This is a genomic window from Streptomyces sp. NPDC025721 (assembly GCF_055558595.1).
Genome location: NZ_JBVHMF010000038.1, coordinates 1 through 24,634, shown reverse-complemented (window position 1 = coordinate 24,634; position 24,634 = coordinate 1). Strand labels below are relative to the sequence as shown.

The 24,634-nt window shown below is 68.6% G+C and carries 26 protein-coding genes and 2 pseudogenes; 14 read left to right on the top strand and 14 right to left on the bottom strand.

Annotated elements, in window-relative coordinates; all coding sequences use genetic code 11:
- Window positions 1-394: 394 nt before the first annotated feature.
- Genes ACZ4EF_RS34035 through ACZ4EF_RS34005 form a run of 7 tightly spaced genes read right to left on the bottom strand, consistent with a single transcriptional unit; the run spans window position 395 to window position 7,646 of the window.
- Window positions 395-1,762, bottom strand: a complete 1,368-nt coding sequence (locus tag ACZ4EF_RS34035; protein ID WP_467508018.1) for a glutamine synthetase family protein — start codon at window positions 1,760-1,762, stop codon at window positions 395-397.
- Window positions 1,759-3,285 (bottom strand): amino acid permease, encoded by a 1,527-nt coding sequence (locus tag ACZ4EF_RS34030; RefSeq protein WP_467508017.1) that lies wholly within the window; start codon window positions 3,283-3,285, stop codon window positions 1,759-1,761. Before ACZ4EF_RS34030 ends, ACZ4EF_RS34035 begins: the two co-directional genes overlap by 4 nt.
- A gap of 49 nt (window positions 3,286-3,334) precedes the next feature.
- On the bottom strand, window positions 3,335-4,384 hold the full coding sequence (locus tag ACZ4EF_RS34025) for a hypothetical protein (RefSeq protein WP_467508016.1): 1,050 nt from the start codon (window positions 4,382-4,384) through the stop codon (window positions 3,335-3,337).
- Window positions 4,381-5,106 carry a hypothetical protein gene (locus ACZ4EF_RS34020; protein ID WP_467508015.1) on the bottom strand — a complete coding sequence of 242 codons (726 nt, stop codon included), beginning with the start codon at window positions 5,104-5,106 and terminating at the stop codon, window positions 4,381-4,383. The genes ACZ4EF_RS34025 and ACZ4EF_RS34020 overlap by 4 nt, the downstream gene beginning before the upstream one ends.
- Window positions 5,103-5,699 (bottom strand): hypothetical protein, encoded by a 597-nt coding sequence (locus ACZ4EF_RS34015; RefSeq protein WP_467508014.1) that lies wholly within the window; start codon window positions 5,697-5,699, stop codon window positions 5,103-5,105. Before ACZ4EF_RS34015 ends, ACZ4EF_RS34020 begins: the two co-directional genes overlap by 4 nt.
- Window positions 5,696-6,742: a phosphotransferase enzyme family protein gene (locus ACZ4EF_RS34010; RefSeq protein ID WP_467508013.1), complete on the bottom strand. Its 1,047-nt coding sequence runs from the start codon at window positions 6,740-6,742 to the stop codon at window positions 5,696-5,698. The genes ACZ4EF_RS34015 and ACZ4EF_RS34010 overlap by 4 nt, the downstream gene beginning before the upstream one ends.
- Window positions 6,726-7,646 (bottom strand): TauD/TfdA family dioxygenase, encoded by a 921-nt coding sequence (locus ACZ4EF_RS34005; protein ID WP_467508012.1) that lies wholly within the window; start codon window positions 7,644-7,646, stop codon window positions 6,726-6,728. Before ACZ4EF_RS34005 ends, ACZ4EF_RS34010 begins: the two co-directional genes overlap by 17 nt.
- 159 nt (window positions 7,647-7,805) lie before the next feature.
- On the opposite strand from ACZ4EF_RS34005, the gene ACZ4EF_RS34000 reads away from it, so the two are divergent.
- Both ACZ4EF_RS34000 and ACZ4EF_RS33995 read left to right on the top strand, forming a co-directional pair.
- Window positions 7,806-8,240, top strand: a complete 435-nt coding sequence (locus tag ACZ4EF_RS34000) for an NUDIX hydrolase (protein WP_467508011.1) — start codon at window positions 7,806-7,808, stop codon at window positions 8,238-8,240.
- A 6-nt stretch (window positions 8,241-8,246) separates the two neighbouring features.
- Window positions 8,247-9,416: a helix-turn-helix domain-containing protein gene (locus ACZ4EF_RS33995; RefSeq protein WP_467508010.1), complete on the top strand. Its 1,170-nt coding sequence runs from the start codon at window positions 8,247-8,249 to the stop codon at window positions 9,414-9,416.
- Between the two features lie 83 nt (window positions 9,417-9,499).
- On the opposite strand, the gene ACZ4EF_RS33990 is transcribed toward ACZ4EF_RS33995, so the two are convergent.
- Window positions 9,500-9,985 carry an ATP-binding protein gene (locus ACZ4EF_RS33990; protein ID WP_467508008.1) on the bottom strand — a complete coding sequence of 162 codons (486 nt, stop codon included), beginning with the start codon at window positions 9,983-9,985 and terminating at the stop codon, window positions 9,500-9,502.
- 382 nt (window positions 9,986-10,367) lie between these two features.
- Between ACZ4EF_RS33990 and ACZ4EF_RS33985 the strand changes: the two genes are divergently transcribed.
- The 4 genes and pseudogenes from ACZ4EF_RS33985 (at window position 10,368) to ACZ4EF_RS33970 (ending at window position 12,348) form a co-directional block, all read left to right on the top strand.
- Window positions 10,368-11,237 carry a helix-turn-helix domain-containing protein gene (locus ACZ4EF_RS33985; RefSeq protein WP_467508006.1) on the top strand — a complete coding sequence of 290 codons (870 nt, stop codon included), beginning with the start codon at window positions 10,368-10,370 and terminating at the stop codon, window positions 11,235-11,237.
- Window positions 11,228-11,473, top strand: coding sequence for a DUF397 domain-containing protein (locus ACZ4EF_RS33980; RefSeq protein WP_467508004.1), 246 nt, complete (start codon window positions 11,228-11,230; stop codon window positions 11,471-11,473). Before ACZ4EF_RS33985 ends, ACZ4EF_RS33980 begins: the two co-directional genes overlap by 10 nt.
- A 97-nt stretch (window positions 11,474-11,570) precedes the next feature.
- Window positions 11,571-12,071 (top strand): annotated as a pseudogene (locus tag ACZ4EF_RS33975) (transposase); the annotation flags it as partial.
- A gap of 73 nt (window positions 12,072-12,144) precedes the next feature.
- Window positions 12,145-12,348 carry a transposase gene (locus tag ACZ4EF_RS33970; RefSeq protein ID WP_467508003.1) on the top strand — a complete coding sequence of 68 codons (204 nt, stop codon included), beginning with the start codon at window positions 12,145-12,147 and terminating at the stop codon, window positions 12,346-12,348.
- A 266-nt stretch (window positions 12,349-12,614) separates the two neighbouring features.
- Here the strand turns inward: ACZ4EF_RS33970 and ACZ4EF_RS33965 are convergent, their stop codons facing one another.
- Genes ACZ4EF_RS33965 through ACZ4EF_RS33955 form a run of 3 tightly spaced genes read right to left on the bottom strand, consistent with a single transcriptional unit; the run spans window position 12,615 to window position 14,424 of the window.
- On the bottom strand, window positions 12,615-13,157 hold the full coding sequence (locus ACZ4EF_RS33965) for an SUKH-4 family immunity protein (RefSeq protein ID WP_467508001.1): 543 nt from the start codon (window positions 13,155-13,157) through the stop codon (window positions 12,615-12,617).
- A complete protein-coding gene (locus ACZ4EF_RS33960) occupies window positions 13,151-13,720 on the bottom strand; it encodes an Imm21 family immunity protein (protein WP_467507999.1) in 570 nt (189 codons plus the stop codon). The genes ACZ4EF_RS33965 and ACZ4EF_RS33960 overlap by 7 nt, the downstream gene beginning before the upstream one ends.
- Window positions 13,717-14,424, bottom strand: coding sequence for a hypothetical protein (locus ACZ4EF_RS33955; protein WP_467507997.1), 708 nt, complete (start codon window positions 14,422-14,424; stop codon window positions 13,717-13,719). Before ACZ4EF_RS33955 ends, ACZ4EF_RS33960 begins: the two co-directional genes overlap by 4 nt.
- Before the next feature lie 882 nt (window positions 14,425-15,306).
- On the opposite strand from ACZ4EF_RS33955, the gene ACZ4EF_RS33950 reads away from it, so the two are divergent.
- Window positions 15,307-16,266, top strand: a complete 960-nt coding sequence (locus ACZ4EF_RS33950; protein ID WP_467507995.1) for an ATP-dependent DNA ligase — start codon at window positions 15,307-15,309, stop codon at window positions 16,264-16,266.
- Window positions 16,267-16,291: 25 nt separating this feature from the next.
- On the opposite strand, the gene ACZ4EF_RS33945 is transcribed toward ACZ4EF_RS33950, so the two are convergent.
- Window positions 16,292-16,648, bottom strand: a complete 357-nt coding sequence (locus ACZ4EF_RS33945) for a DUF6233 domain-containing protein (protein WP_467507993.1) — start codon at window positions 16,646-16,648, stop codon at window positions 16,292-16,294.
- Window positions 16,649-16,803: 155 nt separating this feature from the next.
- Here ACZ4EF_RS33945 and ACZ4EF_RS33940 point away from each other — a divergent pair, with 155 nt between their 5' ends.
- Window positions 16,804-17,331 (top strand): hypothetical protein, encoded by a 528-nt coding sequence (locus tag ACZ4EF_RS33940; RefSeq protein ID WP_467507991.1) that lies wholly within the window; start codon window positions 16,804-16,806, stop codon window positions 17,329-17,331.
- A 104-nt stretch (window positions 17,332-17,435) separates the two neighbouring features.
- Here ACZ4EF_RS33940 and ACZ4EF_RS33935 read toward each other — a convergent pair whose 3' ends face one another.
- Window positions 17,436-18,398, bottom strand: coding sequence for a helix-turn-helix transcriptional regulator (locus ACZ4EF_RS33935; protein WP_467507989.1), 963 nt, complete (start codon window positions 18,396-18,398; stop codon window positions 17,436-17,438).
- Window positions 18,399-18,501: 103 nt separating this feature from the next.
- Complete coding sequence (locus tag ACZ4EF_RS33930) at window positions 18,502-19,044, bottom strand: hypothetical protein (RefSeq protein ID WP_467507987.1); 543 nt, start codon at window positions 19,042-19,044, stop codon at window positions 18,502-18,504.
- 1,143 nt (window positions 19,045-20,187) lie between these two features.
- Here ACZ4EF_RS33930 and ACZ4EF_RS33925 point away from each other — a divergent pair.
- The 6 genes and pseudogenes from ACZ4EF_RS33925 to ACZ4EF_RS33900 all read left to right on the top strand — a co-directional run bounded on the left by ACZ4EF_RS33925 (window position 20,188) and on the right by ACZ4EF_RS33900 (window position 24,390).
- Window positions 20,188-20,514, top strand: a complete 327-nt coding sequence (locus tag ACZ4EF_RS33925) for a transcriptional regulator (protein WP_467507985.1) — start codon at window positions 20,188-20,190, stop codon at window positions 20,512-20,514.
- A 1-nt stretch (window position 20,515) separates the two neighbouring features.
- On the top strand, window positions 20,516-21,535 hold the full coding sequence (locus tag ACZ4EF_RS33920) for a hypothetical protein (protein ID WP_467507983.1): 1,020 nt from the start codon (window positions 20,516-20,518) through the stop codon (window positions 21,533-21,535).
- Window positions 21,535-22,236: pseudogene (locus ACZ4EF_RS33915) on the top strand (ATP-binding protein); the annotation flags it as partial. The gene ACZ4EF_RS33920 and the pseudogene ACZ4EF_RS33915, both read left to right, overlap by 1 nt.
- A gap of 119 nt (window positions 22,237-22,355) precedes the next feature.
- A complete protein-coding gene (locus tag ACZ4EF_RS33910) occupies window positions 22,356-22,925 on the top strand; it encodes a WhiB family transcriptional regulator (protein WP_467507981.1) in 570 nt (189 codons plus the stop codon).
- Entirely contained in the window at window positions 22,922-24,061 is a 1,140-nt protein-coding gene (locus ACZ4EF_RS33905; protein WP_467507979.1) for a DUF2637 domain-containing protein, read from the top strand. Before ACZ4EF_RS33910 ends, ACZ4EF_RS33905 begins: the two co-directional genes overlap by 4 nt.
- A 104-nt stretch (window positions 24,062-24,165) precedes the next feature.
- Window positions 24,166-24,390: a hypothetical protein gene (locus ACZ4EF_RS33900; RefSeq protein ID WP_467507977.1), complete on the top strand. Its 225-nt coding sequence runs from the start codon at window positions 24,166-24,168 to the stop codon at window positions 24,388-24,390.
- The last annotated feature ends 244 nt before the right edge of the window (window positions 24,391-24,634 follow it).

Here is a 24,634-nt window from a genome sequence, read left to right as displayed (position 1 = left end):
CGGTCATCGCGGTGCCCCCGGACGGGCAGCGGCCGGTTCAGCGGTCATGGTGATCACCGGTACGGCGATCCTCCCGGTGGGCGTGTCGACCCTGACGGTGCCGACGGGACCGGCCGAGTAGCGGCGCCGCGGTATCAGGGGCATTTCGGACCGACGCGGCACGGTGATCGTGGAGGATTTCAACGGTGCGGTTCCTGTTCGTGATGGACGTTCTGGTCGGAAAGGGATAGGTCCAGGTGCCGGTCCGGCAGCGACGGCGCGAGCCGGGCCGCCAGACGCGGTCGGCGAGGCGGGTCATTGTTGGCTGCACTTACGCCGTGTCGCGGCTGCCGAGGACAGCCGTGGTCACGGAACCTCTCGCCGGGTCTGCGGAACGTCAGATTCGGACAGATGGTCAGAGGTGGAATCCCCGCTGCCGTTCGATGTCGGTGACTTCGGTGTGGTGGGCGGCGAGTTCATGGCGGGCGGCGGTGTTGTAGTGGGTGACGACGTCGTCGCCGAGCAGGCCGACGGCGGTGGTGCTGGAGGCGAAGAGGAACTTGGCGTCGGTGAGAGTGCGGGGGAGTGGGGTGACATGGTCGGCGTGGTAGGCGTCGCCGGTGACAGGGAGGGGTGGTTTGAGGCTGTGGTGGAGGCCGTGGCGGATGGCGGCGATGACCGCTGTGAGGGCGAGGTAGGGGTTTGCGTCGGCGCCGGGGATGCGGATTTCCAGGTGGCGGCCCTTGGCACCGTGGCCGGTGACGCGGACGGCGCAGGTGCGGTTGTCGTAGCCCCAGGCCATGTGGGTGGGCGCGAAGCTGTGATTGCGCACACGTTTGTAGGAGTTGACGGTCGGCAGCATCAGCGGCATGAGTTGCGGCAGGACCTCGGCCAGGCCGCCGATCGCCTCGCATCCGGTGGGGAGCAGCGTCCCGTCGTTGGCGGCGATGGCCGGGATGTCGTCGTCCCACAGCGAGATGTGGACGTGCAGCCCGGAGCCGACGCCGGTCTCGGGCGCGGCCATGAAGGTGGGGGTCAGTCCGGTGACCTCGCCGATTTCGCGGGCGGCGTGCTTGAGGATCAGTTGCTGGTCGGCCGCCTGGAGTGGATCGCCGTGGCGGAAGGTGACCTCGACCTGGCCCGGCGCCGCTTCGGATTTCGTGGCCTCGAGTCGCAGACCGGAAGTGATGAGGGCTTCTTCGAGTTCTTGCAAGAACGCCCGCACGGGATGGGGCTGGGTGAGGTGGTAGTCCAGGTTGCTCGGAGAAGCGGGACGCACGTGTGTGAGGGCGGCAGCCGTGTTGCCGTGGTAAAGCGTGAACTCCGCCTCCAGCCCGCCTTGCGCGGTTAGCCCGAACTCGCCTGCAAGAAGCGAGAGTTCGCGTTGCAGCATCGTGCGCGGAGCAATCGCCAGTGGGGTGCCGTCCTCGGCGTGGGCGTCGGCGATGACGAGGGTTCCGGCGTCGGGCCAGCCCAGACGCCGCAGGGTGCCGAGGTCGGGGACGATGCGCATGTCGCCGTATCCGCTGGACCAGGAGGTGTGGGTGTAGCCGTCCAGCGGACGCATCGCTGTATCGGTGGCCAGCAGGTACGCACAGAAGTCCGTTTCGCCGTCGGCGACATGGGCCGCGAAGTGCGTGGCCGGGATCCGTTTGCCCTGCAGGCGGCCCTGCACGTCCGGGATTGCCAGCAGCACCATCTCCGCCGGACGGGCTTCCGCTATCGCCCGTAGTTCGCTGAGAGTGAGCAGACCCGTGGTCGCCTTCGCCATGGGCGTGGTCATACGAGTTCCTCGGCTTCGGCACTGGTCTCATGGGTGGTGGCTGCCGGGGCCTGGTAGCCGTGGCGTCCGCGGGCCAGCCACCAGACGGTCGCCAGCATGAGAGCGACAGCGAGTGCGACCGGGGCGTAGTTGAAGGTCTCGACGGTGACCAGGCCGTGGGCGGGGCGGGTCTGGGGCAGGCAGAACAGCGCGGTCACGAAGCAGACCCAGGCGACGGCGGTCCAGCCGACCGGTCGGCTCCACCGGCCCAGATGCCACGGGCCGGGGCGGAAGTTGTGGGCATACTTGTGACGGAGATAGATGGGAACGGCATAGGCGGGGGTGATGCCGATCACGTTGATCGCGGTGACGGCTCCGTAGGCCACGCTGGAGTAAAGGGCGGGCACGGCCAGGAGGGCGGCGACCGCTACGGACAGCCAGACCGCGCGGGTGGGGGTGCCGGTGCGACCGGAGACGCGGGTCCAGTGCTGGGACCCGGGCAAGGCGGAGTTGCGGGAGAACGCGAAGACCATCCTGCTGGACGCGGCGACTTCGGCGTTTCCGCAGAAGAGCTGCGCGGCGATGACCACCAGCAGGAGGATCTTGGCCCCGGTGGCGCCGAGGGCGTCGAGGAAGATCTGGGCCGGCGGCACACCGGTGCTGGTGGCCAGGGTGCCGGTGTAGTCCTGGATGGCGTAGGTCAGGCCGAGCAACAGGGCGAATCCGGCCAGCCAGGACCAGAAGATCGCCCGGATGATGCCGCGCGGGGCGCTGGTCTGTGCGTGTGAGGTCTCCTCCGACAGGTGCGCGGAGGCGTCGTAGCCGGAGAAGGTGTACTGCGCGAGGAGCAGCCCGAGCAGGACCACGTACCAGTGGCTGCTCCAGCCTGTGCCGTTGGCGAAGGACGTGAAGACGGCGCGGGTGGGCTGGTGGTCGTCGGGGACCATGATCAGGGCGCCGACGATGAGGGCGACGCCACCCAGGTGCCACCACACCGATATGGAGTTGAGCGCGCTGACCAGCCGGACACCGAACAGATTGAGGGTGGCGTGGAGGAGCAGGATGGCCAGGTAGATCAGCATGGTCTTGCCGGGGGTGGGGGTGAAGCCCCACTGGAGGTTGGCGAAGGCTCCGGTGAACAGTGCGGCGCCGTAGTCGATTCCGGCGATCCCGCCCAGGAGTCCTAACAGGTTCAGCCAGCCGGTGAACCATCCCCAGCGGGGGCCGCCGAGGCGGCTGGCCATGTCGAACAACGCGCCCGAGGTGGGGTAGGCGGAGGTGACTTCGGCCAGGCCCGCGCCGACGAGCATCACCATCGCGCCGACCGCGACCCAGCCCCACAGCATGACCGCCGGACCGCCGGTGGTCATGCCGAACCCGTACAGCGTCATGCATCCGGACAGAATCGAGATCACCGAGAAGCTGATCGCGAAGTTCCCGAAGGGCGTCATCCGCCGGTTCAGTACGGGCTGGATGCCCAGCCGCTTCAGCGTGATGTCGTCATCGACGGCCGCGGGCTGCGGCGGCGGGACAGTTCGGGGCATGGGAAAGCCTCCAGGCAACGGGGAGCGGTGAGGTAGTGGGGTTGGCTGTTCAGGTGCGTGGTGATGCGGACGCCGGAGCCGGGGCTGCCGACGGCGGGGTCGCGGCGACCGCCCGGCACTGACGGAGCGCTTTGTCGAACTCAGCCACCGCGTAATCCCGGTCGCCGGGAACCGCGGTGACGTACGTCCATGGCCGGGAGGTCATGTTCGGGCCGATCGCCTCAAGGACCGGAGCCGTCTCCCGGAAACCACGGTCGGCCCAGGCTGCGTGCGCCAAGAAGTTCAGGTCCAGAGGCGAGGCGAGCGCAGGATCGCAGTTCGCGAACCAGGCCAGGCAGCGGACGGTGTGGGCGCGAACGGACTCGGTACTCCAGTGGCCTTGGTGCTGTACGTCGTACTTGCGGCCGTCGCGGCGCTGGCGGTAGTGCTCGGCGACCGCGTACAGCGGCAGCACCAGAAGCGGGGAATGTGTCTGTACGGGCACTACGCTTGCCAGCCACTCCGCGTAGATCACCGCTCCGCTGACGCCCGTGAAGCGGGACGCGAGGACGGACTGCAGCACCCGGTGGTGGGCTTCGCGGTTCAACGGATGCCGGGCGGTGACCTCGTGGAGCAGGCCCCACGGGCCCGGTGCCAGGAGGTAGTCCGGCGGCGTTCTGCGGTGCTCGGGGATCTCCTGGCACGGATCGGTCTGCGCCTGCGCGAGCAGGCACACCCACGGCACCGGATCGCCCGGGGCGATCCGTGCGGCATGGAACGCCGCCGCACGGGCCTGCTCGACCTCGCCACGGACCGGGTGACCCGCTTGGTGAGCGCGCAGCACCATCGCGGTGGCGACCCGGGCCCGCATCATCACCGCATCCGCGCTGTCCGGCTCCTCCCGCAACCATTCGCGTACGGCGTTGGAGCGGACGGCCGCCGTAGCGAGGATCTGGGAACGGGAAGTGCGCAGAGCCCAGTTGCTGCCGGTGCTCGCCAGGAGGTTCCGCATCGACAGCCATCGGCCCAGCCGGACGTCGTCGACCGCCTGCCGCAACTGGTTGTCGCCGCCGGCCGGATGCAGAGCGGGCCGGTACCCCGCCGGGGCTGTCCCTGTCACGAGACGACTCCTGTCCACAGGCCGCCGGAGACCGGACAGGCCGGCACCGGGAGACGGGAACCGGCGGGGCGGGCCGTGTGGATCTCCTCGTCGAGGTCGACGATCCGCGCGCCTTGGAGCTTGATGACGAGATGGCTGGCGAGAAACCACGGCAGCAGACGATGTTCGGACAGCGGTAGCGGTGTATACGCGTACTGCTTCGGCAGCACGGCGGGTTCCGGCCCGGCGGCGCCGTACCAGTACAGGCTTCCCTTGACCCCGTACGGCACCGGACGGGTCGCCCGGACCGCGACGGCTCCCTCGGCCGCCAGCGGGCGGCAGTGCCTTCGGGAGTCGTCCGCGTGGGCCAGGCAGACCGGCGGCTGGTCAGTGAGCATGTTCTCCGGCCAGCCGGAATCGTCCTGTGGGTCCGGCGGGAACGTCATGAACAGCACGCCGCTGGATGTACGGGAGGCTCGCGACGTACAGACCTGGCAGAGCAGTTGCGTCATCGCCCGCCGCTGGCGCCGGGGGTGCATCTCTTCGAAGATCGGCTTGCCCGTCAGCCGCTTCGCGTTCATCGGCCCGGAACAGCGTGCCCACAGCACCCCGTGGCGGTACCGGTCGGTCTGGTGCTCGGTGCGGTAGGCCAGCCCGTGGCCGTCGGCGCGCACCCGCAACTGGGAAGCCAGGGCCGGCTGCTCGCCTTCGCGCAGCGCCACGTAGGGAATCGGAACGGTCATAGCGGCCTGTCACCACCCGGGCGGAGGGCGGCGGTGTCGAAGAGAATCTGGTGGCCTTCGCCGAGCCGGATGCCCATGGAGCTGTAGCGGCGTGCCAGTTCCGTTCGGCGGGCGACGACGACGGCGGAGGGAAGCCAGTAACGTGCTGGAGGCTCGCCCCACGCCGCGGTGTACACGTCGTAGGCCAAGCAGTTGCGGTGGTAGTCCAACGCGTGCGCCGGGGTGCGGGCCGCGAACCGGGCCCCGGAGCGGTTGGTGATGGCGCGCATCAGGTCGGCCTGGACGATCAATGCGTGCACGGCCTCCCCGACCGGCCGTGCCAGGGCGAGCTGATGGGCCAGGTCGTGGCCGCGGTGCTGCACGGCGGCGGCCGTCATCGCCATGGCGCGGGCGGCCTCGTCCAGCAGCGGATCGGCGTCGGCCTCCAGGTCGAGGCGGTCGATCAAGAGCAGACCGGTCATCGCCGTCCACTGGACCAGATGGTGCCGGGCCGCAGTCCGGACCTCGGCCCATTGTTCGTCGGCGGTCCAGTGCAGCAGGATCTGGGCGGCGAGCCCGGCGAGTTCTTCGGCGAGGGGCAGGGGCGCGCTCACGGGGTCCTCCCCTCTGGTGCGGCAAGTTCGGCCAGCGCGGTGTGCAGATCACGGAGTCGGCAGGTGATCCGGCTGATCGCCGCGTCGGCGCATGCCCAGGCGTGTACCGGCCCGAACGGATGCCACGGGGGCTGCGTCAGCAGCGCGAGCAGGGCGATGTCGGCGCACGCGGCGATCTCGGGCGGCGGAAGGTACGGCTGGTTCGCGCGGTACGCCTCCACGGACGCGAGCGCGATGCTGTCCCAGTCATCAGCGTCGGCGGCGGTACGCGGATTGAACGCGGCCAGGGCCAGCTCGTGCGCGGGATGCCCCACCGGGGCGCGGAATCCGGTGATGCCGGTGACGTCGTCGTCGCCGAAGCTGATGTTCTCGGCGGTGTAATCGCCGTGGAGGACGTGCACCGTGCGCGCGGCGGCCACGCGTCGTCGTGCCGGTGCAAGGTGCGTTCGCATCGTTGCCACCCTGCGCTCGGCCAGGTCCGTCAGCCGCTGCCGGTCGCCGACGTTCACGCTCTCTACGATCCTCAGCAGTTCGGTCTGGGTGGCCTGGACCAGTTCGTCCAGCGGCGCGGACTGCCACGCGCCGCAGCCGGGCTCCGGCTGAGACTGAGGCTGCGGCATCGGATAACCCGCGAGCACGCGGTGCAGACGGCCGAGCATCGCCCCGGCTGCCCGCGCGCTCGATACCGTCATCGGCATTGGCAACTGCGTGCCGGGCGGCGGCGCGGTGACGGTGTAGCCGCCAGTCTCAGTCGGTGACACCAAACGCCGACTGAGATCAGGCTGATAGGCCGTTGTCGGCAGTCCCTGGGCGCGGCAGTGTTCACTGACGTCGGCAGCGAGCTCGGCGCGCTGCACATCGCGGCCCGACCGGTAGAAGTCCACGTCGAACTCGTCGTCGTCGTCGGCGATTCGCCAGCGGACCGATACCCCCGCGCCTTCAGGGGGCAGCGTCATCTCGCCCACTGCGGCCACGTCAATGCCGAAGGCACCGTGGAGTACGGCCGCCATGACGGCGGTCGCCTCGTCACCGAGCCAGTTCATCGATCTCTCCAAGCGCGGTGGACAGTACAGCGGGATTCGCAGCTCGGGACGATTGGGGGAGCCGGGCGTCAGACGGCCCAGGGGCGGGGGCGACTGTCCCGGGTTTCGGAACGACGGTGGTGCTCACGTCTTCCGGGCCGTGGGCTGCGGTAATGAAGCCGTGCGGCATCGCGAGGCGGGGGTTGCCGAGGGCGCGGTAGTGGCGGCGGGCTCCGGTAAAGGCGGTGCGGGCGTGCAACCAGCGGTGGTTGTCGATGAGGTAGCCCTCGCCGGGGCCCAGCGTGACCGGCTGCCGGAGGCGGTCGAGCACGTCCGCGAGGGCGGGTACGAATGGTTGGGCCAGGGGGTGCCATTGGGCGAGGTCGTCCAACCGCAGCCGTACCGTGGCGCGGTCATTGCGGACCTGGCGGAAGACCGGTGCGATGAGGCCGTCGGCACCGCCGAAGAACGCCGCTTGACCGTCGGCAAGAGCGGCGAGTGCCTCCGGACGGTGTTCGGCGAGGTCGGCGTGCACCTGCTGGCCGTCGACCAGCACGCATTCGCCGCCCGCCTCCGCCGCACGTTCGCACACGATGAGCATCAGCCGCGGAGGGACGGGGATACCGGACCCCTCGGTGTGGGGGAGCAGAGAGCCGCTGCCGAGCCCGGCGAATCCGGCCCCGGCCGCGCGGCCGGTGTCCCGTATGACGGTCAGACCGTCGGGATCGCTGTCCCGGTGGGGCAGGACGTGCATCAGGCGACCGGCAAAGTCGAGCACTGCCTGACGGGAGTCGAGGCCGTCCACCATCACCAGACCCGTGGCGCGCAGTTGCGCAGCGACCGCTTCGTCGGCCCGCGGGCCGTGCGGTGCGAGGTAGTGGGCAGCGAACAGGCCGGCGGCAGGGCGGGCGAGGGCGTGACTCATCGGTGAACTCCTCGGCGGGCGGGCGGTGTTTCCACTGTCGGCAGACAGCCGGGACCGGGTAAAGCGACAGATTGTCAACCTGCGGATCGGCCAGCAGCCCGTCGGAGGACGGTCACTGCGTGCTACGGTCCGAAGCCCGATCGCCTTATGAGGACCGCCATGCCGTACGTACCGCCCCTGTGGCCGGTGTCCGTCAAAGCCGTCGCCCTTGACCGCCAGCGGCGTGTGCTGCTGCTGAAGAACGAACGAGAAGAATGGGAACTGCCCGGCGGGCGGCTGGAGATCCGGGCCCAGGACACCGGAGAACAGGCCGACGACAGCCCCGAAGCCGCAGTGGAACGCGAAGTCCTCGAAGAGACGGGCTGGACGGTCAAGGCCGGTCCGCTCATCGACGGCGGCGTGTGGGTGTACGAGCCGATCCCAGGCCGACGCGTGCTGATCGTCACCTACGGCTGCACCGTTGTGAACCCCGGCCACGAGCCGGTCGTGAGCCACGAGCACAAACAGGCAAACCTGTTCGCGCTCGACCAGGTGCCGGGGCTGACGATGCCCCACGGCTACAAGCGGGCGATCCTCGCGTTCGCACGGACGTGACCACCCGTGAACGCCGAGACGAAGCCGGGATTCCCCCCAAGCCGGCACCGAGCCTGGCACTGGGCGACACCGCAGGCACAAGCCGTCCTCGCCACCCGCGATGTAGGCGCCGTCCTGCGCTTCCACCGAACCGTCCAGGGAACCACCCAGACCCAGCTCGGGGAACTGCTCGGCTACGACAAGACGTACATCAGCCTGCTGGAGACCGGGAAACGCACCGTTTCCGATGTGAGCTCCCTGCGCAGGATCTGCGAGCGGCTCGGCCTGCCGCCCCACATCCTGGGCGTCACCTCGCTGGCCGACATCGACCACCACACAATGGTCGAGTTCGGCACCAGCGCCGTCCGGTTGGCGGAGATCGCCCGCCAGTCCGGCCGCGCCACAGAAGCCGTCGCTGAACTCTGGCCACTGGTAGCTCGTTTGGAGGCACGGATAGCCGAAGGGTATGCCGAACGCGACGTCCTCCGCCTGCTCGCACACGCCAGGATCGGACTCGGCGTCGCGTTGGGAAACCTTCTCCCCGAAGAGAAGCTGGCCACCGCCGCCCGCTGGACCTCGAAGGGCTTGGAGATCACGCCGCTCTTCAACGACCCACATCTTCGCACCTACGCGCTGCGGATGCACGGCAACGAACTGCGCAAGACCGGCCTGAGCAGCGCCGCAGTCGCCCGGTTGGCCCGCGCCGCCGCATCGGCTCCGGATCTCGATTCGCGCGCTGCCGCGTTGCCGCTCCTCGCCCGCGCCGCAGGCTCGCTGGGGGACGCCATACTGTTCGACCGCGCAATCCGAGAAGCAGACAAGCTGCTGGCCGAGGGTGTGAACCACACCAGTCTGTTCAATCCCTACGCCCTGCACGAGGTAAGACTTCGTGGCCTCATCGCCACAGGCCGCACGGGTGTGGCTATCACCCTGGCCGAAAGAGGGCCGGACGCCACAACGACCGTGGCTCCCCAGTGGCGCGTGATCGCACTGATCACAACGGCAGTAGTCCGCTTGCGTGCCGATGACCGGAGCGGCGCCGAGGAGGAACTGGAAACGGCAATCCGCGAAGCGGCGACTCAACGGCTTCCGCACCAGCTTCAGCGCATCATCCGCACAGCAGGGACAGCGTTGCCCGATCTTGCGGGTGCCGCAGACCATGAACTCGGCCGTCTCCGGAACGAAATGGCCGCATGATTGCCCACCTGGCACAGGCGACTCGTCGCAACCAAGTGTGCGTTCAGGCCGATAGAGGCGCTGCGGCAGCCAGTTGACGCTGGTCATGCACGCCCACCGCCTACCGACGAGATCGTGCACCAGGTCGACGATCCGTCGTCCGCGATTCCCCAGGCGTCCGTAAGAGATTCAACAATGAGGAGGCCGCGCCCGCTCTCGGCGTCGGGATCCGCTTGACGTAAGCGTGGCCGGCCGTGCGAGGCGGAGCCAACCTCGATCCGGAGAGCGCCGGTCGTCGTGAGGGCCATTCGGAAGTCGAGGAACGAGCCGTCGCCGTGTTGAAGGGCGTTGGTCACCAACTCGCTCACGATGAGAGACACAGGGTCGACCAGCTCGTGGAGCCCCCAGGAACACAGCTTCGCACTGGCGGTTCTACGGAGTTGGCCGGGCCTCTGCCAGTCCTCATCGGTACCCGCGCGACCGCCGAGACGGACGCTCACCACGACCGCGTCGATCACACTTGGCGCCGGTGCGCGGCTCGAACGGCAGCGGCGCGTGACGGGGACATTCCTCCGAACTGTGAGAGACATCGGCTGTTCCTCCGCACCTCAGGGGCCTGCGTGCTCATGGTTCATTGCAGTAAGCGCCCGCACCGCCGCCTGAGTGGCGGCACAGGAAGCGGGAGGTCGAACTGCGCTGGTTTGCCGGGGACGGCCTATGCCCGCTGTTCCCGATACGAGGAAGCAGTGGCTTCGCCTGCTCAACCACCGTGCTGCATGTGAGAGTTACTGTGCAAGCACAAACGCGAGTGCGCGAAAACTGGCAAATGCGCAATCCTCAACAGGGGCTTACTCAGGGGGTGACAGAGGGTGGAACACTCGGGGACACGTCCTCCGCCGATGCCGGGCAGGGACCACTCCGGGCATGGGCACAGCACACGCCGGGCACCAACACGTTGGGAAGGATGAAACGGTGGCAGCGAAGCGCGGAGCGACGTTCAGGCGCAGGGAACTCGGCAAGGAACTGCGGAAGCTCCGAGAGAAGAAGGGGCTGACACTTCAGGAGGTCGCGAGGGAACTCGGTTTCTCACACACCAAGTTGGCGCGGGTCGAGCTGGGGGAGAACGACCTGCCGAGGGTCGGCGATCTTGAGTCTTTGATTGACCACTACGACCTGGACATGGACAGGACTGATCGCGAGACGCTGCTTCAGCTTCACCGGGAGTCGCTGAGCAAGGAGCCGTGGACGCCGTACAGGGCGTATATGCCCTCCAAGATGCCGACGTACCGCGGCCTGGAGGAGGACTCCGCCGTAATGCGGGCCTTCCAGCCCAACTTCGTGTTCGGCCTGCTCCAGACCGAGGCGTACGCCCGCTCGCTCTATCTAATCGCCAAGCCTGTCGACGAGACCACCACCGAGTACATCGACATGAACGTCAGGCTCCGCATGGAGCGGAAGGAACTGATCACCCGGACGCAAGACCCGCTGGAGCTGCGCGTCATCATGGACGAGGCGGCGGTGCGCCGCACGGTGGGAGGCCCGGAGGTGATGCGTGAGCAGTTCGCTGAGATCGTGGAACTGGGAGGACTGGAGAACGTGACCATCCAGATCCTCACCCACGACATCGTGACCTACCGCTCGGAGAGCAACTTCACGATCCTCGACTTCTCCGAATCGCTCGACCTCGTCGTGCAGGTCGACATGCCCAACACCATCAGCGTCACCGACGAGTCGCGGGAAGTGCAGAGGAACGTCCGCCGCTTCGACGCGATGCGCGACAGCGCTCTACCACCAGCTCGTACCGCGGGATTCCTACAAGGACTAGTAAGAGAATGGACGTAGTCATCAACGTCAACATCACGACCCCCGACGTGGCCGAGTCCGCATGGTTCAAGTCCTCCTACAGCAACGACACCGGTGGGTCCTGCGTCGAGATAGCCCATCTGACCAGCCAGGTCGGCATCCGAGACTCCAAGGACAAACGCGGGACGGCCCTGGTGGTTTCACGTGCGGCCTGGTCAGCGTTCATTGCGATGGTCCGCTCCGGCAACGCTGACTTCGACGTTGTGGACCGCTGAACGACTGAGCGAGGCTGGACCTCCCAATTGCTACGAGGTCCAGCCTCGGCGGTTGGTGACGTCAAGTGGGCGGGACGTCCCAAGACCTACGGCCCCGATGTCCGGGTGGCGATCGTGGCGGCGGCCACCAGCGCACCCCCGCACCCGGACCTGGTCGCACCGCACGATCGCCGCCCAGGTCGCCGGCACCGTCTTCGCCGCCATCTCGGCCCCCCAAGTCGGCGAGATCCTTGCGGACTTGGACCTCAAGCAGCACCTGGTCCGCGGCTGGCTCACCCGCCGCGACACCCCGACTTCTGGGACCGCGTCGCGGACGTGTGCGACCTTTACCGCAACCCGCCCCCAGGGCTCCGTGGTCCTGTCCATCGACGAGAAGACCGTGATCGCCGCCCGCTCACGCCGCCACCCCGGCCGCCCCGCCCGGCCCGGCGAGCCCGCCCGCGAGGAGTTCGAGTACCGCCGCCACGGCACCGCATCCCTGGTCGCTGCCCTGGACGTGCGCATCGGCGAGGTCATCGCCCGCAACGACGCGGTGACCTTCACCGCATTCCTCGATCAACTCGACGCAGCCATCTCCCCAGGCCAGGACATCCACGTCGTCCTGGACAACGGCTCCTCCCACACCGCCAAGCACACCAAGAAGTTGCTGACTGCGCACCCCCCGCTGGACCGTGCACTGGACCCCGCCGCACGCCTCCTGGCTGAACCAGATCGAGCTGTACTTCTCTGCTATGACCCGCCGAGTCCTGCGCCACGGCGACTTCTCCAGCCGCGACGACCTCATCGACAAACTGGAGACCTACGTTATCGGCCGCAACGAAACCGCGAAGCCGTACAAGTGGACCTACGACGGCACCCCGCTCAAGGCCGCCTGATCAGTTCCAACGCCCCTCCACGAACTTACGTGGAGCAGCACTAGGGTTCGCTCCTGCCGCTCCATCCTTTCCTGTCCCTGCCGTCCCGGCAGGGGCACAGCCTCGGCGCGGAATCCGGAGTCGCTGGTTCCTAACGGTGCAGTCGGGTATCGGAACTGTCCGAATGCTTCCCCGTGAGTGCGTGTTGAACGGCGTTCAGCGTGGGGCCGACGCCAGGCGGAGCGGCGACACCCACCGTGGTTCTGGATCATCCGCAACGCTGCCCTTCACCAGAGCCAGCGTTCGAGGAGCTCGGCCCAGATGAAGCCGACATAGCCCTCGAAGGCGGGTGGGTCGATCCCCTTGAGTTCTTCCGCAAGCTCGCGAAGTTCTGCCAGGGCTTCGTCCTCGTGTTCGTCCGGGTCGTTGAGGATCGGGGACTGGCTCACGTGTCGGCCGTAGTGATGCAGTGTCCGCAACCAGAGGTCGATGGAGGAGTTGGCGAACCAGGCTTCCCCATCGGGCAGGACGTAGTAGACCTTTCCGGTGTCCGGCTCGACACCGAAGGCCCATTGCAGACCTGGCACGAGGTCGCCGTGATGGTTCCGGGAGAGCTGGTAGAGGACGCTGCCCGATGCGGTCTGAAGGGCGGGGGCCGGATCTGTCTGGAACGTGACGTACTCGATCAGTTGATCGACGATGGGAACGCCGATGTTCACGAGCAGTGCCTTCTGGTGCTCGGGGATGCGCCAGCTGGCCACGTCGGCGGGGTCGGCCCGGGTGACGTTTTCGGCTCCGGCCCATGCGGTCAGGTCTTCGTAGGTCAGCACTGGAGGTCACCCCGAGCGTTGGATGCGGCGGGCTGCTCAGGTCGATCAGCTGAGGGTGGCAGCTGGTCGCGGAGGAGGCGCACGAGGATGAGGTACTCACTGGGGACTTCGATGTATCCCGCCTTGATCACGTACTCGCCCGTTGGGAGGTCGATGCGCAGGTGTTCCTCCGTGGCGATTTCAGTGGATTCGTAAACGGAGTCGAAGAGGACGACTGGCTCATTGATGGTCCAGGTGGGGCCCGTTTCCCATTCCACGTGTGGCAGGAGGCCGGCGACGAGGGCGGGGAGGTCCGCGTCGCCTTCGTCGTCGGCGACCTCTCTGACCAGGACGTTGTGCTGGGGAAGGAACGTGGTGCGGGCTGGCATGTCGCCCAGGACGAGCGCTTGTGCGCCTCCGACGTCGATGAGTCCCACGTAGCCGTCGACCTCCCAGGCGCGTCCGTAGTCGCCTTCGTCGTCGGGGTAGGTGCGCGGGGCGCCGCCCCAGTGGTGGCAGACGGACTGGGGAATGAGGATCAAGGGTCCACCGGCCGAGGTCACCCAGGTGGTTTCGCTGTTCATACTGCTTCCTTGCTATCGAGGCGCTGTTGGGGCGCTGGGCGCTGGTGCGGTGCTTGATCGGAGGCTGACGTCTGCGGCGTAGGCGGCCCAGTCCCCGGCTGATGCCTGCTGCCACTGGACGGCGACCTTGATGTGGACCCCGAGCATCCGGGCGAGGATCGCGGCGGGGACTTCGGTCGCGAGAGTGAACAGCGCGGTGGAACGGTCCTGCTTGGGCCGGATCCCGATTCGGTGCAGGCGTTTGCCGATCTGACTGTCGGTGAGGGGGGGAGCCCAGGGTGTCCTCCCGGGAACAGCCAAGGAACGTCGTCCGGAGTGCCGATCTTGGCCTTGCCGCGGCGGGTCGCGACAAGCTCACGGACGAGATTGGCCAGCGGTGAGGGGAGGACGACCGGCGACGTGCCGAACGTGATCGCGACGGTGTCGCCGACGATGTTCACTTCGTCGACGGTGAGTTGGCTGATGGTGGAGATCTTCTGTGCGTAGAGGATCAGCAGCAGTCCCGCGACGCGGTCCGGGGTCGGCAGGGTGTTGTCGTTGAGGAAACGCTGGGCGTCGGCCCAGCGTTTATCGCTGTCGATGGTGCTGAGCGGGCCTTTCCCGCGGACGGTGCCATAGGTCAGGTCGCGGGCATGTCGGTGCTGGACCGACCAGCGGATGAAGTGGCCGGTCTCGTCGCGGTAGCTGATCGTGGGCTCGGCCATCCAGCGTTCCAGGTCCGGCTACGAAGAGCTGCGCGAAGTCGTCTTCGAGGTACTTCATCGTCACGTGCCGCGACGACTGGCGCACCGTCGCGTTGTTCCGGCGCACCTCGTGCACCCCACCGTCCTCGATGTAGCGCCGGGCGAAGGAGTACGTGAACGGGACGTCCTGGCAGCGCTTGTTGTTGACGCACCAGCCGTAGAACCGGGACAGCGCGTTCACCTGCTGATTCCACGTCTCCGTACCCCACCGCTTCCCGAGCGGGCCTGCCAGCCGGAACTCGGCAGATCCTCCAAGCGCGGCCCGAAGCTCATCGCGGTCACCGAACGGGTCGACGGCGTGCCGTTCCAAGAACTCCAGCCACGGTGCGACCGCCCGTGCGTATGCCCACCAAGACCGCCACGATGGCACCCTGTTGATCGGCAGCTCGCGCAGCCAGGCGTTCGCGACGACGGTCGCCCGTGGACCGCGCTCATCCTCGAACCGCAGATCCTCATCGATAAGGACCGGCATGCGCTCAGGGATCAGCGGCTCATACTCCAGCCCCCACTGCACCCAGCCCTCACCGGAGAAGGAGATCAACAACATGAGCCGGGACGCTACCCCCCGGCGCGACTGCCTGCCGCAGGGGCGTGAGCGGCCAACGGAGGGGGCCATGTGCCGCGGTCATCGAATGAGACATGACAGGAGTGCAGACATAGCGCCTGCGTAGTCGGATACGAGGGCCCTTCGCTGATTCTCCGCTGTACGCGCTGATGGTTGTCGATCTTCCGCTGAAGTCTGACTGATTGCGCCTCGCGCGCGCATGCCGAGAGCTGGGCCATTGGTACGCCATTTCGGCGTTTCGGGACTGCCGGAGCCCTCTACGGGCGAAGCATTCGGTCATGGTGCAACTCCCCTTCGCGGGCCCGATGCTGGCGACACCCGGCCGACTCCCACTACCGGGAGGTGATCGCTGGTGGTCCGTCGAGACGAAGCAGGACGGCCAGCGCGCTGTCGTCCATCTGCCGGGTGACGGGACGATTGCAGTCAGGTCCAGGAGCGGCGCGGAGATCACTGCGGCGTACCCGGAGCTACTCGGTCTGGTCGCTGCGGTCGACGGGACTCCCGCTCTGCTCGACGGCGAGATCGTCGCCCTCGACGCCGAGGGCAGCCCCGACTTCCAGCGGCTCCAGTCCCGTATGGGGCTGGGGCAGAAGCCGGCCCGCACCGCGCGGCTTGCCGCCCGTGTGCCCGTGCACATCGTGCTCTTCGACGTCATGTTGCTCCGCGGGCGGAACCTCATGGCCCGGCCCTGGGCCGAGCGCCGCGAAGCGCTGCTGTCGCTCGGCCTGGCCGCCCCGTCGTGGTCGGTGCCGACTGCCGTCATCGGGCATGCCGCCGAGGCGCTGGATGCGACCCGCGCCGCGGGCCAGGAGGGGATCGTCGCTAAGCGGATCACATCGCCGTACCAGCCGGGTGTCCGTTCCCGCGACTGGATCAAGATCCGAAACATCCGTACAGCGGACATCGTCGTCGGCGGCTGGGTGCCGGGGGCCGGACGGCTGGCGGGGCTGCCCGGCGCGGTCCTCATGGGCGAAGCGCGCGACGGTGCCCTCCACTACGTCGGGAGCGTGGGCACCGGCTGGAGCGACCAGGAGCGGTGGCAACTCGCCGAGTTGCTGCAGGTTGCCGCGTGGCCGGATTCGCCGTTTACGCCGGTACCGCGTGTGCCGGGCGCTCGATGGGTGCTTCCCCGGCTGGTTGCGGAGATCCGCTACGCCACCCGTACCCGTGGGGGTCTGTTGCGTCAGCCGTCCTGGCACCGGCTGAGGCCCGACCTTGCGGCAGGCGACCTCGGCTGAGCATCACGCCGTCGAGCGCTGGGCCTTAGGCCGGTGCGTCGAGCCTTCGCGATGCCTCGCAGACAGTGCACGCCCCTGCGTCGCCTGCGTCCACCATGGCTCGGGCTTGCGCGGGTCCGAGCGGATGGCTCTTGGCGTCGTCGCGGGTCCAGCACTCGCCATAGTGCACAACCGTCCGGTTCCAGCGGCGCTCGACCGTCCAGCCCTCGAGCATGCGCGCACGCTGCTTTGCCGCCTCGGCCGCCCGTACAGCCTGCTGCTTCTTCCGCTCCTCTTCGTAGATTGCGGTCCGGGTGCGGTCGAGCCGGTACATGAGCCACTCCTCGACGGCCCGGAGCTTGTCAAGGCGGTCGGGTTCCGGCGGGCCGTCATATTCGATCACTTGTTCTAATATAGTGCTCGAGTGGATACTCGCCCATGAGGGCTGCCGGACAGGGAGCGATCAGGGCCCTGCCCAGTTCGGCGGTGGCGGCGCGCCGCCTCTCAGTGCCCCGGGGGCACTGAGGCGTCCTGCCGGACGGTCTGCCCGTTGGCACCGTGGCCCATGTAGAAGACAGGCAGTTGCTGCTGGCCGTCGCCGGTGCCGCCGCAGCCGTCTGGGCGGCTGTGGCCATGCCGGATCTCGGCGTCCTGGCCGCTAAGGATCTTGGTCTGGACCCCGACACCGGCCTCCAAATCGACGTCCCCGGCGATGCGTGGCCCCAGGTGGTGTCGCTGCTCACGGATTGCACGGGCGTCATCCTGCTGGGCGCGGTCGGAAGGGTGCCCGACGCGCTCGCTCGGCGACTTGCCGCCCGTGTGCGCCGTGGCGGGGCCGTGATGTTGTCCGAGAGCCCATGGCCCGGCGCACCGATGCGGCTTCATGTAGCGGCAGCGCAATGGCACGGGTTGGACGCGGGGCACGGCATCCTGAGGGGGCGCCGCGTCACGGTGGTCGTCAACGGTCACGGCCAGTCGGTCCCGCAAACAACCGACGTCTGGTTGTCCGATCACCACGGCCGCGTCGCATCGGTCACCGAGATCGACGCGCTGCGGACGGGTGGGCTGCTTCGCCGGGAGGCGTGACGGTCTCTGGGCGACTGTCGGGGCAGGTGCGCGGAGCGTCAGTTCAGCGGAGCCGGACGCCGCCCGTGGTCATCGCCTGGTCGGCACTGCCCATGGAGGGGACATCAGGTGCTGTCCAGAAGTCCGCGTCGGGCGGCGCGGACTCCGGCGTGGACGCGGCTGGCGACCCCGAGGTGATCCATGATCTGGGTGAGATAGCGCCGGAGAGTGCGGGTGGAGATACCCATACGCTGGCAGATCTGCGCGTCGGTGAGCCCGTCGCACATCAGGCGCAGGACTGTCAGTTGGGTGGCGGTGAGCTGGCCGTCGCCTTCGCCAGGGGGCTCTTCGTCGGGTCGATAGGGGCTGGCCTGGAGCCAGCAGAATTCGTAGAGCGCCTGACAGATCGCGAGGAGCAGTTCGCCACGGACCTCGGCCATGCCGCGGTCGTTCCCGGACGGCGGAGTAATGAGCAGGTAGGCGAGGTCGGTGTCGGCGACCAGCATGTCGAAGGGGACGTGCGGGATGAGCCGGACCTCGGCCCCGGCCGCTGCGAGGTCCGTGAGGTATCTGCGTGTGTGTGGCGCTTGGGCCGCGACGTGGCCGTAGATGGCGCGGACGCGCACGCCCCGGCGCAGGAGCTTTATGTCTTCGGCCAGCACTTCCGCCGTTGGTAGCGGGCCGGGGTGCATGGAGTCGCTCTGGTGCCGGGTGTGGTGGTTCATGTCGGCGATCAGGTGGGCGCGGTGGGCTGGGCTGCCCCGGACGATCTCGACCCGTGCCGTGGCCGACGAGTCGGCGACGGCACAGCGGTATTTGCCCGCGAGGTCGCCTGCGGCACGGTTGAGCTGCTCGACCTCGGCGGTGTGAGTGGCGAGGAGGCCGCGCTGCCGGGCGAGGACGTCGGCGAGGGCTGTTTCCGGATTGACCGTGGCGACTTCATCGCCTGCGGGGGTTTCGCGGACAAGGCCGAGACTGGCCAGATGCGCCCACCCGAGGTCGGCCGCATCCGGAGCGAGGCCGGACTCCTCGGTGATGTCATCCGGCGGTGCGCTGCCCCGCCGCAGCAGGAGTTGGTAGAGGCACATAGCGGCGTCTTCCGCCGTCGCCGGGCTGAGTGGAGCGTGGGAAACGCTCGCGAGCGGCCAACGTGTGACGAACGCTGTTGCCCTGGTTGCCGACATCGCTCTACTACACCCCCGCGCGGCCAGGAGCGTGCGCGATGGCGCGCGGATGTGGGGTTCCGGGCTGGTCGACGGCGTGGTCCCAGCAGGCGTCGGCGATCTGCTGTGCCGCGCTCACCCACCGCCGGTTCCGCACGACAGCCAGCGGCCAGCCGGGGCGGTCGGGGTCGACCGGGAGCACGGCGACGGCACGGTCCATGATCATGAGGTCCGTCGGCACGGTCGGAAGGAGACGGGCGTTTATGCCCATCGCTTGCCGACCCAGCAGGACGAGGTGCTGTTGCGCGGTGAGGCCGGACCGGTCGCAGTAGATCTCCCGGATCACAACGCCCCGGTCGAGGAGGCGGCGGTCTGCGGTGGCCGCCTCGGAACTGGCCGACCACATCTCGGGCACCGGCCCCGACCGCATGGTGTTGAGACGACGGCCCGACATGTCGCGCAGCCGTTCGCAGTGCCGTGTGACGTTGCGCTCCCCCACGACGAGATCGACCCCTTGGTCGAGATCCGCGTACGGGTCCGCCTCGCCCTCGGCCCAGTCCAGCCCCCACACGGCTGACGCCGTCTCGACATGGATGCGCTGCAGTACGGTTCTGCAGCGGCCCAGAAGAGCGGCGAGATCGGCGGCGGCCTCCGTGATCGTTGCACCGGGTGTACTGCTTCCTGGGCTGCCCCAACCACCGTCGTGCGCATGAGAGTTTCCCTCTCCCATTTCGTGATCCGGGCTCAGAGTCATCGAGCCCTCTGGGACACGGCATGCCGGAACGGTCGCATAATTGACCTCTGTACGGCGTCGCATTGCCATCTTCTTTCGCTCCTTCGGCGTTCACCGCGGTCGGCCATCGAACGCCGACCAGGAGCGGCCAATTCATCATGAGATGAAAATGGACATAGGTCTATACCTCCCGGTGAAAAGTGGTCCTGGTCACTCCGCCCGCAGAGCCTGAGTCGCCTGGATCTGATTACCGCCGGTACGACGCAGACGCGGTTATTGGCCGTAGTCGGACACGTCCCGGCGCGTCAGAAGTGGCCACGCTCGAAGCGGTCACGGGATCCGTTCACCTCGGGGCGGCCGTGATGACGACCTGTGGGGAATAGCACCAGGTCAGGGCGCTGGCACCGGAAACTCAATCTATCCAAAACGGATAAAGTAGGCATGAGTTTCTATTCGCCCGTAATGATCAAACATGCAGGTCAGAGACCTGAATCATACGAGATTGACAGTATCTGCCTGGAGGTCGAAGATCACGTCACGGGAACCGGTGAAGACCGAGGCCAGAAGGGGGATCCCCCGGTCCGGCGAGGTGGCGGTGGCGCCCGGCGGTCATCCCGCCATATCCGCCATAGAACCTCCCGTGACCCGGGAGCGATTCGAGCGTAGAAGCCGAGCCATCGGCTTTCCCGAAGGGCCAGTGCAGTATGTCGTTTTGGCGTCCATGGGCAGTAACGGCCCATACGCGGTGGACTGTTGCCGCCGCCCGCGCATACGTTGATCGTCGCAGCGGAGGAATGCCCGCCAAGGGCTCAACGGGAGGCGACAGAGGGCGATTTCCAGACGACATGAGACCGACGTCCGGGAGCTACCAACTCCCAGACGCCGGGCCGGCACCCGAGGGCGCCGATTCACATCACGCGGGCGGCGGGGCTTTTGCACGAGAACCGCCGTACCGCGCTCCTACAAACACGGGAGTATTGCATGCACACCGCCGACGGCGAAAGCGAAGCCTGCCCAGACACCAGCCGGGCGCAGCGCCTGGCCGCCCAGCTCGCCGACATGATCCCCGGCGCGGCGACCCTGCGCGTCAGCCTTATCGCGCCGCTGGAGACCTGGCCCCACCCGCACGCCATCGCCAAGGACGCGACCGGAACGCCGATGGAGCTGAGCCGGACGACAGCGAAGGTCGCAGCCCGCTGGATCATGAGGGTGTGGCCGGAGACCGACTGGGCCCAGCCCCACACCTTCGACCTGGCCACCGCCACTCTCACCCGCAGCGACCTGGTCGCTGCCGTGCGGGGCCGCTGACGTGCCGCGAATCCGCGCCATCAAGCCCGAGACCTGGACGTCCGAGACGCTCGCCGAGGTCAGTATCCCCGCCATGGTGACCTTCCTGGCGATGACCAACATGGCCGACGACTGGGGCAGGCACAGGGACAACGCGGCGATCATCTTCGGCATCATCTGGCCGCTGCGCGCCGAGCACGGCGCCGTCCAGGTCGAGGACGACCTCACCCAGCTCGAAAACGCCGGGGCGATCTGCCGGTACACCGGCTGCGACGGCAAGCGGTACTTCCATTACCCGACCTGGTTCAAGCACCAGAAGATCGACACCCCCTCTCAGTCCCGGCTCCCTGCGTGCCCGAAGTGCGAGCCGCAGCGGTGTGGGGTCTGCAAGGGCCCCTGCACCGAGCGCGCCGAGGACTCTCCGAAGGCTCCCGGAGACCTCCCGGAAGATTCCCCGAACCCTCCGGGAACCCCCGAATTGCCCGATCAGCCCACGCCGACTCCTCCCGCCCCCGCCCAGAACGCTCCCGCGCCCGCACAGGAAGTCGCCGACACCGCCGACAGCACTCACCGCGAGGCTGCTGACAAAACCGCAGGTCAGGCCGGATTCGCCGAACCCTCCCCGAAGGCTCCCCAAAAGGTCGGGGAACCCTCGGGGTCCGGACCTAGGATCTTGGATCCTGGATCTTCTTTCCCTACGGGGCGCGATGCGCCCGACGCGGGCAGCGTCTCGGCGAACCAGCTCGTCGGGGAGTACGTCGCCTCGTGCGGCCAGCGCCCGCCGGAAGACGTGATCGGTCACCTGGGCCGGGTGATCAAAAAGCTCCTGGCAGAGGGCATCGACCCGGAGCACGTGCGGGCCGGTCTGCGGCGCTATGGCGAGATCCAGGGCCACCCCTCGCGGCTGCCGTCGCTGGTCAACGACGCGATGAACCCGCCCGCCGCCGGTTTGGCCCGTCCGGGATTCCGGCCTAACGTGCCCGCTCACACCGCCTGGACCAATCCGGTCGACGCTGCCACCGCCTACGCCGAGGAGCTGTGATGCGCAACCGAACCCGCGAACCGCAGACCCTCGGTGGAGCAGGAACCCTGGACCGCGTGGCCCGGATCCTGGCCGCCCGGAACATCGACCCGGCCACGGCCGTCAGCACGGCGGACGAGCCGAAGCCGTACTCGCCGCTGGACGCCCTGCGGGCCTCGATGCTGCCGCGTTACGGGGACGCGGTGGCCGACCACCCGCAGGTCCTGGCCTGGTGCCGGGAGGTCGCCGCACAGGCGGTCGCCCCGGGCCTCGGCGCGCGGCGGCAGGTAGCGACGGGGCCGTCGCTGCTGATGGCCGGAGTTGTCGGCGCGGGCAAGACGCACCAGGCGTACGGCGCGGTACGCGCGCTGGTCGAGGCCGGTGTCGGGGTGCGGTGGCGGGCGACGACGGCGGCCGACCTATACGCCGAGCTGCGTCCTAGGGCCGGGGCGGACACCGAGCGGGAGCTGGCGGCCGTGGCCCGGGTGCCGCTGCTGATCCTGGACGATCTCGGCGCGGCCAAAGCCAGCGAGTGGACCGAGGAGGTCACCTACCGGCTGGTCAACCGCCGGTACAACCACATGCTGCCGACCCTGATCACCACCAACCTCGCGATCGGCGACCTGCGTGCCCACGTCGGCGACCGCGTCGCCAGCAGGCTCACGCAGATGACCACGAGGGTCGCCTTCGACCTAGTCGACCGCAGACGCGTCCGCGCCGCCCGACCTCCGGTCAGACGGCTGCTGCTGGGCCCGCCCCCAGCGCGCCGCCCACGACTTTCCCGACCAGGCATCTCCGCCGACGCCCACCGCGCGCGGAGAGCGATCGGAGCACACCGCGCATGCCCAGCACCAAAACCACCACCCCGGCCCACCACCGCTCGCTGGGGGACCAGACCTGGCAGAACCAGGCCCTCTGCCAGCCCACCGACTACCACCCGGTCGAACCCGAGATCTTCTTCCCCGACCCCGAGGAGATGGACAAGATCCGCGCCGCCAAGGCCCTGTGCAACCAGTGCCCCGTCCGCCAGACCTGCCTGGACGCCGCCCTGGAGAACGCCGACACCCACGGCATTAGGGGCGGGCTGACCGAACAGGAACGCGCCCCGATGCACACCCGGCTCCCGCACCGCCTGGACTACTCCCGCGTCAACGCTGCCGTCGCCGGACGCGACATCCACCTCACCGCCGCCGAACGGCAGGCCGTCATCCACGCCGCCTACCGCCACGGCCTGCCCGCCCGCCGCTTGGCCTGGATCCTGAAGATCGACGAGGAGACCGCGCTGAAGCGCCACCGCGAGACCCGCCGAGCCCTTCGCCACCGCGACCTGGAAACCACCACGCCCACCGACCCGATACCTGGGCCGGGCGAGAATGCCCTAGACCAGGACGACTTCGGGACGGCGGCGTGAACCCCGGCCCCGCGCCGGCAACGGTGCTCGTCACCGGCTGGGACCGCCTGGCCGTCATCGTCCTCGGCGGAGCCGGATGCGCCTTGTCCGCCAGCGCCCTGATGCAGATGGCCATCGCCATCCACATCCGCCCCGCCCTGTGCTGGCTCTTCCCCCTGGTCGTCGACGGCTTCATCGCCTACGGCATCCGCGCCCTACTCGTCCTGCGCACTGCCCCCCTGCGCGCCCGCCTGTACGTGTGGACGCTGGTCGGCACCGCGACCGGGGTCAGCGTCTGGGCCAACGCCCTGCACGCCGTCCGTCTCAACCGGGACAGCGACGCCGGCGGGCTGCAGCTCGGCGACACCGTGGTCGAGTACCTGTCCACGGTTGCCCCGCTGGCGCTGGCCGGAGCGGTCCACCTGTACATCCTCATTGCCCGAGGCCCGGACAGCCACACCGACCGAACCGACCGGGCCGACCTCGTCGGTCAGCGGTCACCGCGTCCCGTTCAGGCCGATGCCGGTCGCCCGGTCAGCGCGCCGACCGACCCGTCCCGGGTGACCGTAAACCGCTCGGACGACAGCGCGGTCACTGCGGCTGACCGGGCCGGTCAGCAGTCATCGCGCGCCGGTCAGAGCGATGCTGGTCGCTCGGTCAGCGCTCCGACGGACCCGTCCCGGGTGACCGGGGAATCGCCTACCGCGCCCGCCCGGTCACTGGCCGGGGCAGGTGACCTGGCGGACGACGGCCGCCCGGTCACCGGTCACCAGGGTACTGATGCTCGGGGGAATCAGGCTGCTGACCTGGGCGGTCGGCCGGACAGCGGCCCGGCGGTCGGTGACCGACCGGCCGCCACCGCGCCGGTCACCGCCCGCCCGGTCAGCCACCCGTCGGTCACTGACGGGCCGGTCACTCCCATGCCGGTCAGTGAACGCGAGCCCCGCAGAGCCGGTGACCGGCGCCCTGACCCGGACACCGAGGAACTGCTGGAGATCGCCCGGTCAGCGGTCAAAGCGCAGGACAAGCTGACCCGGCAGGTCGTCGCGCAGGCCATCCGGGGTCACCGGATCCCGCTGTCCAGCGACACGCTGACCGCGCTGATGGCCCAGCTCCGCGAGCAGCGCGACGAACCGGCCGCCACCTCCCGCGACTGACCCCGCACCACCGGAGCGGGTGACCGGGCCGGACAACTTGGCCGGTCACCCGCCCCCCGCAGCCCAACCTTCCGAATCCCTCCGACCGACTGGAGAGCACCATCATGCGCACCACCCCCGCCACCCCCGCCGAAGTGGACACCTGGCTGACTGTCCTGGTCCGGGAAGGCCACCTCCACCGCGCCGGAACCGGACCGGACTGCACCTGGACTGTGCAGAAAGGCCGTCACAGCCGCCCATGGACCCTGCACCACCCCGTCCTGGCGATGGACTTCATCGAGGACATCCTGCGCGAGGATCGCCAGCAGGAAGCGGAGTCGGACCGGTGAGCGCCAACGACACCTCGCCCGGCACGGCCGGACAGCAGCGTGAGGTCAACTCGGCTCCTGGCGGAGCAAGTTGTGGGGTAAGCACTGCTTACCCCGCTCCCGCCCCCAAGGGGGCGGGAGCTTCCCGTTCGGCGGCAGGCCCGGGGGGGGGGGCGCAGAGAGCAGGGAGAAGGAGCCAGGGGGGCTTTGGGGGAGGGAAAACCTCCCCCACCCCCTCCCCCTAACCCTTCCCTTCCCGCTGTGC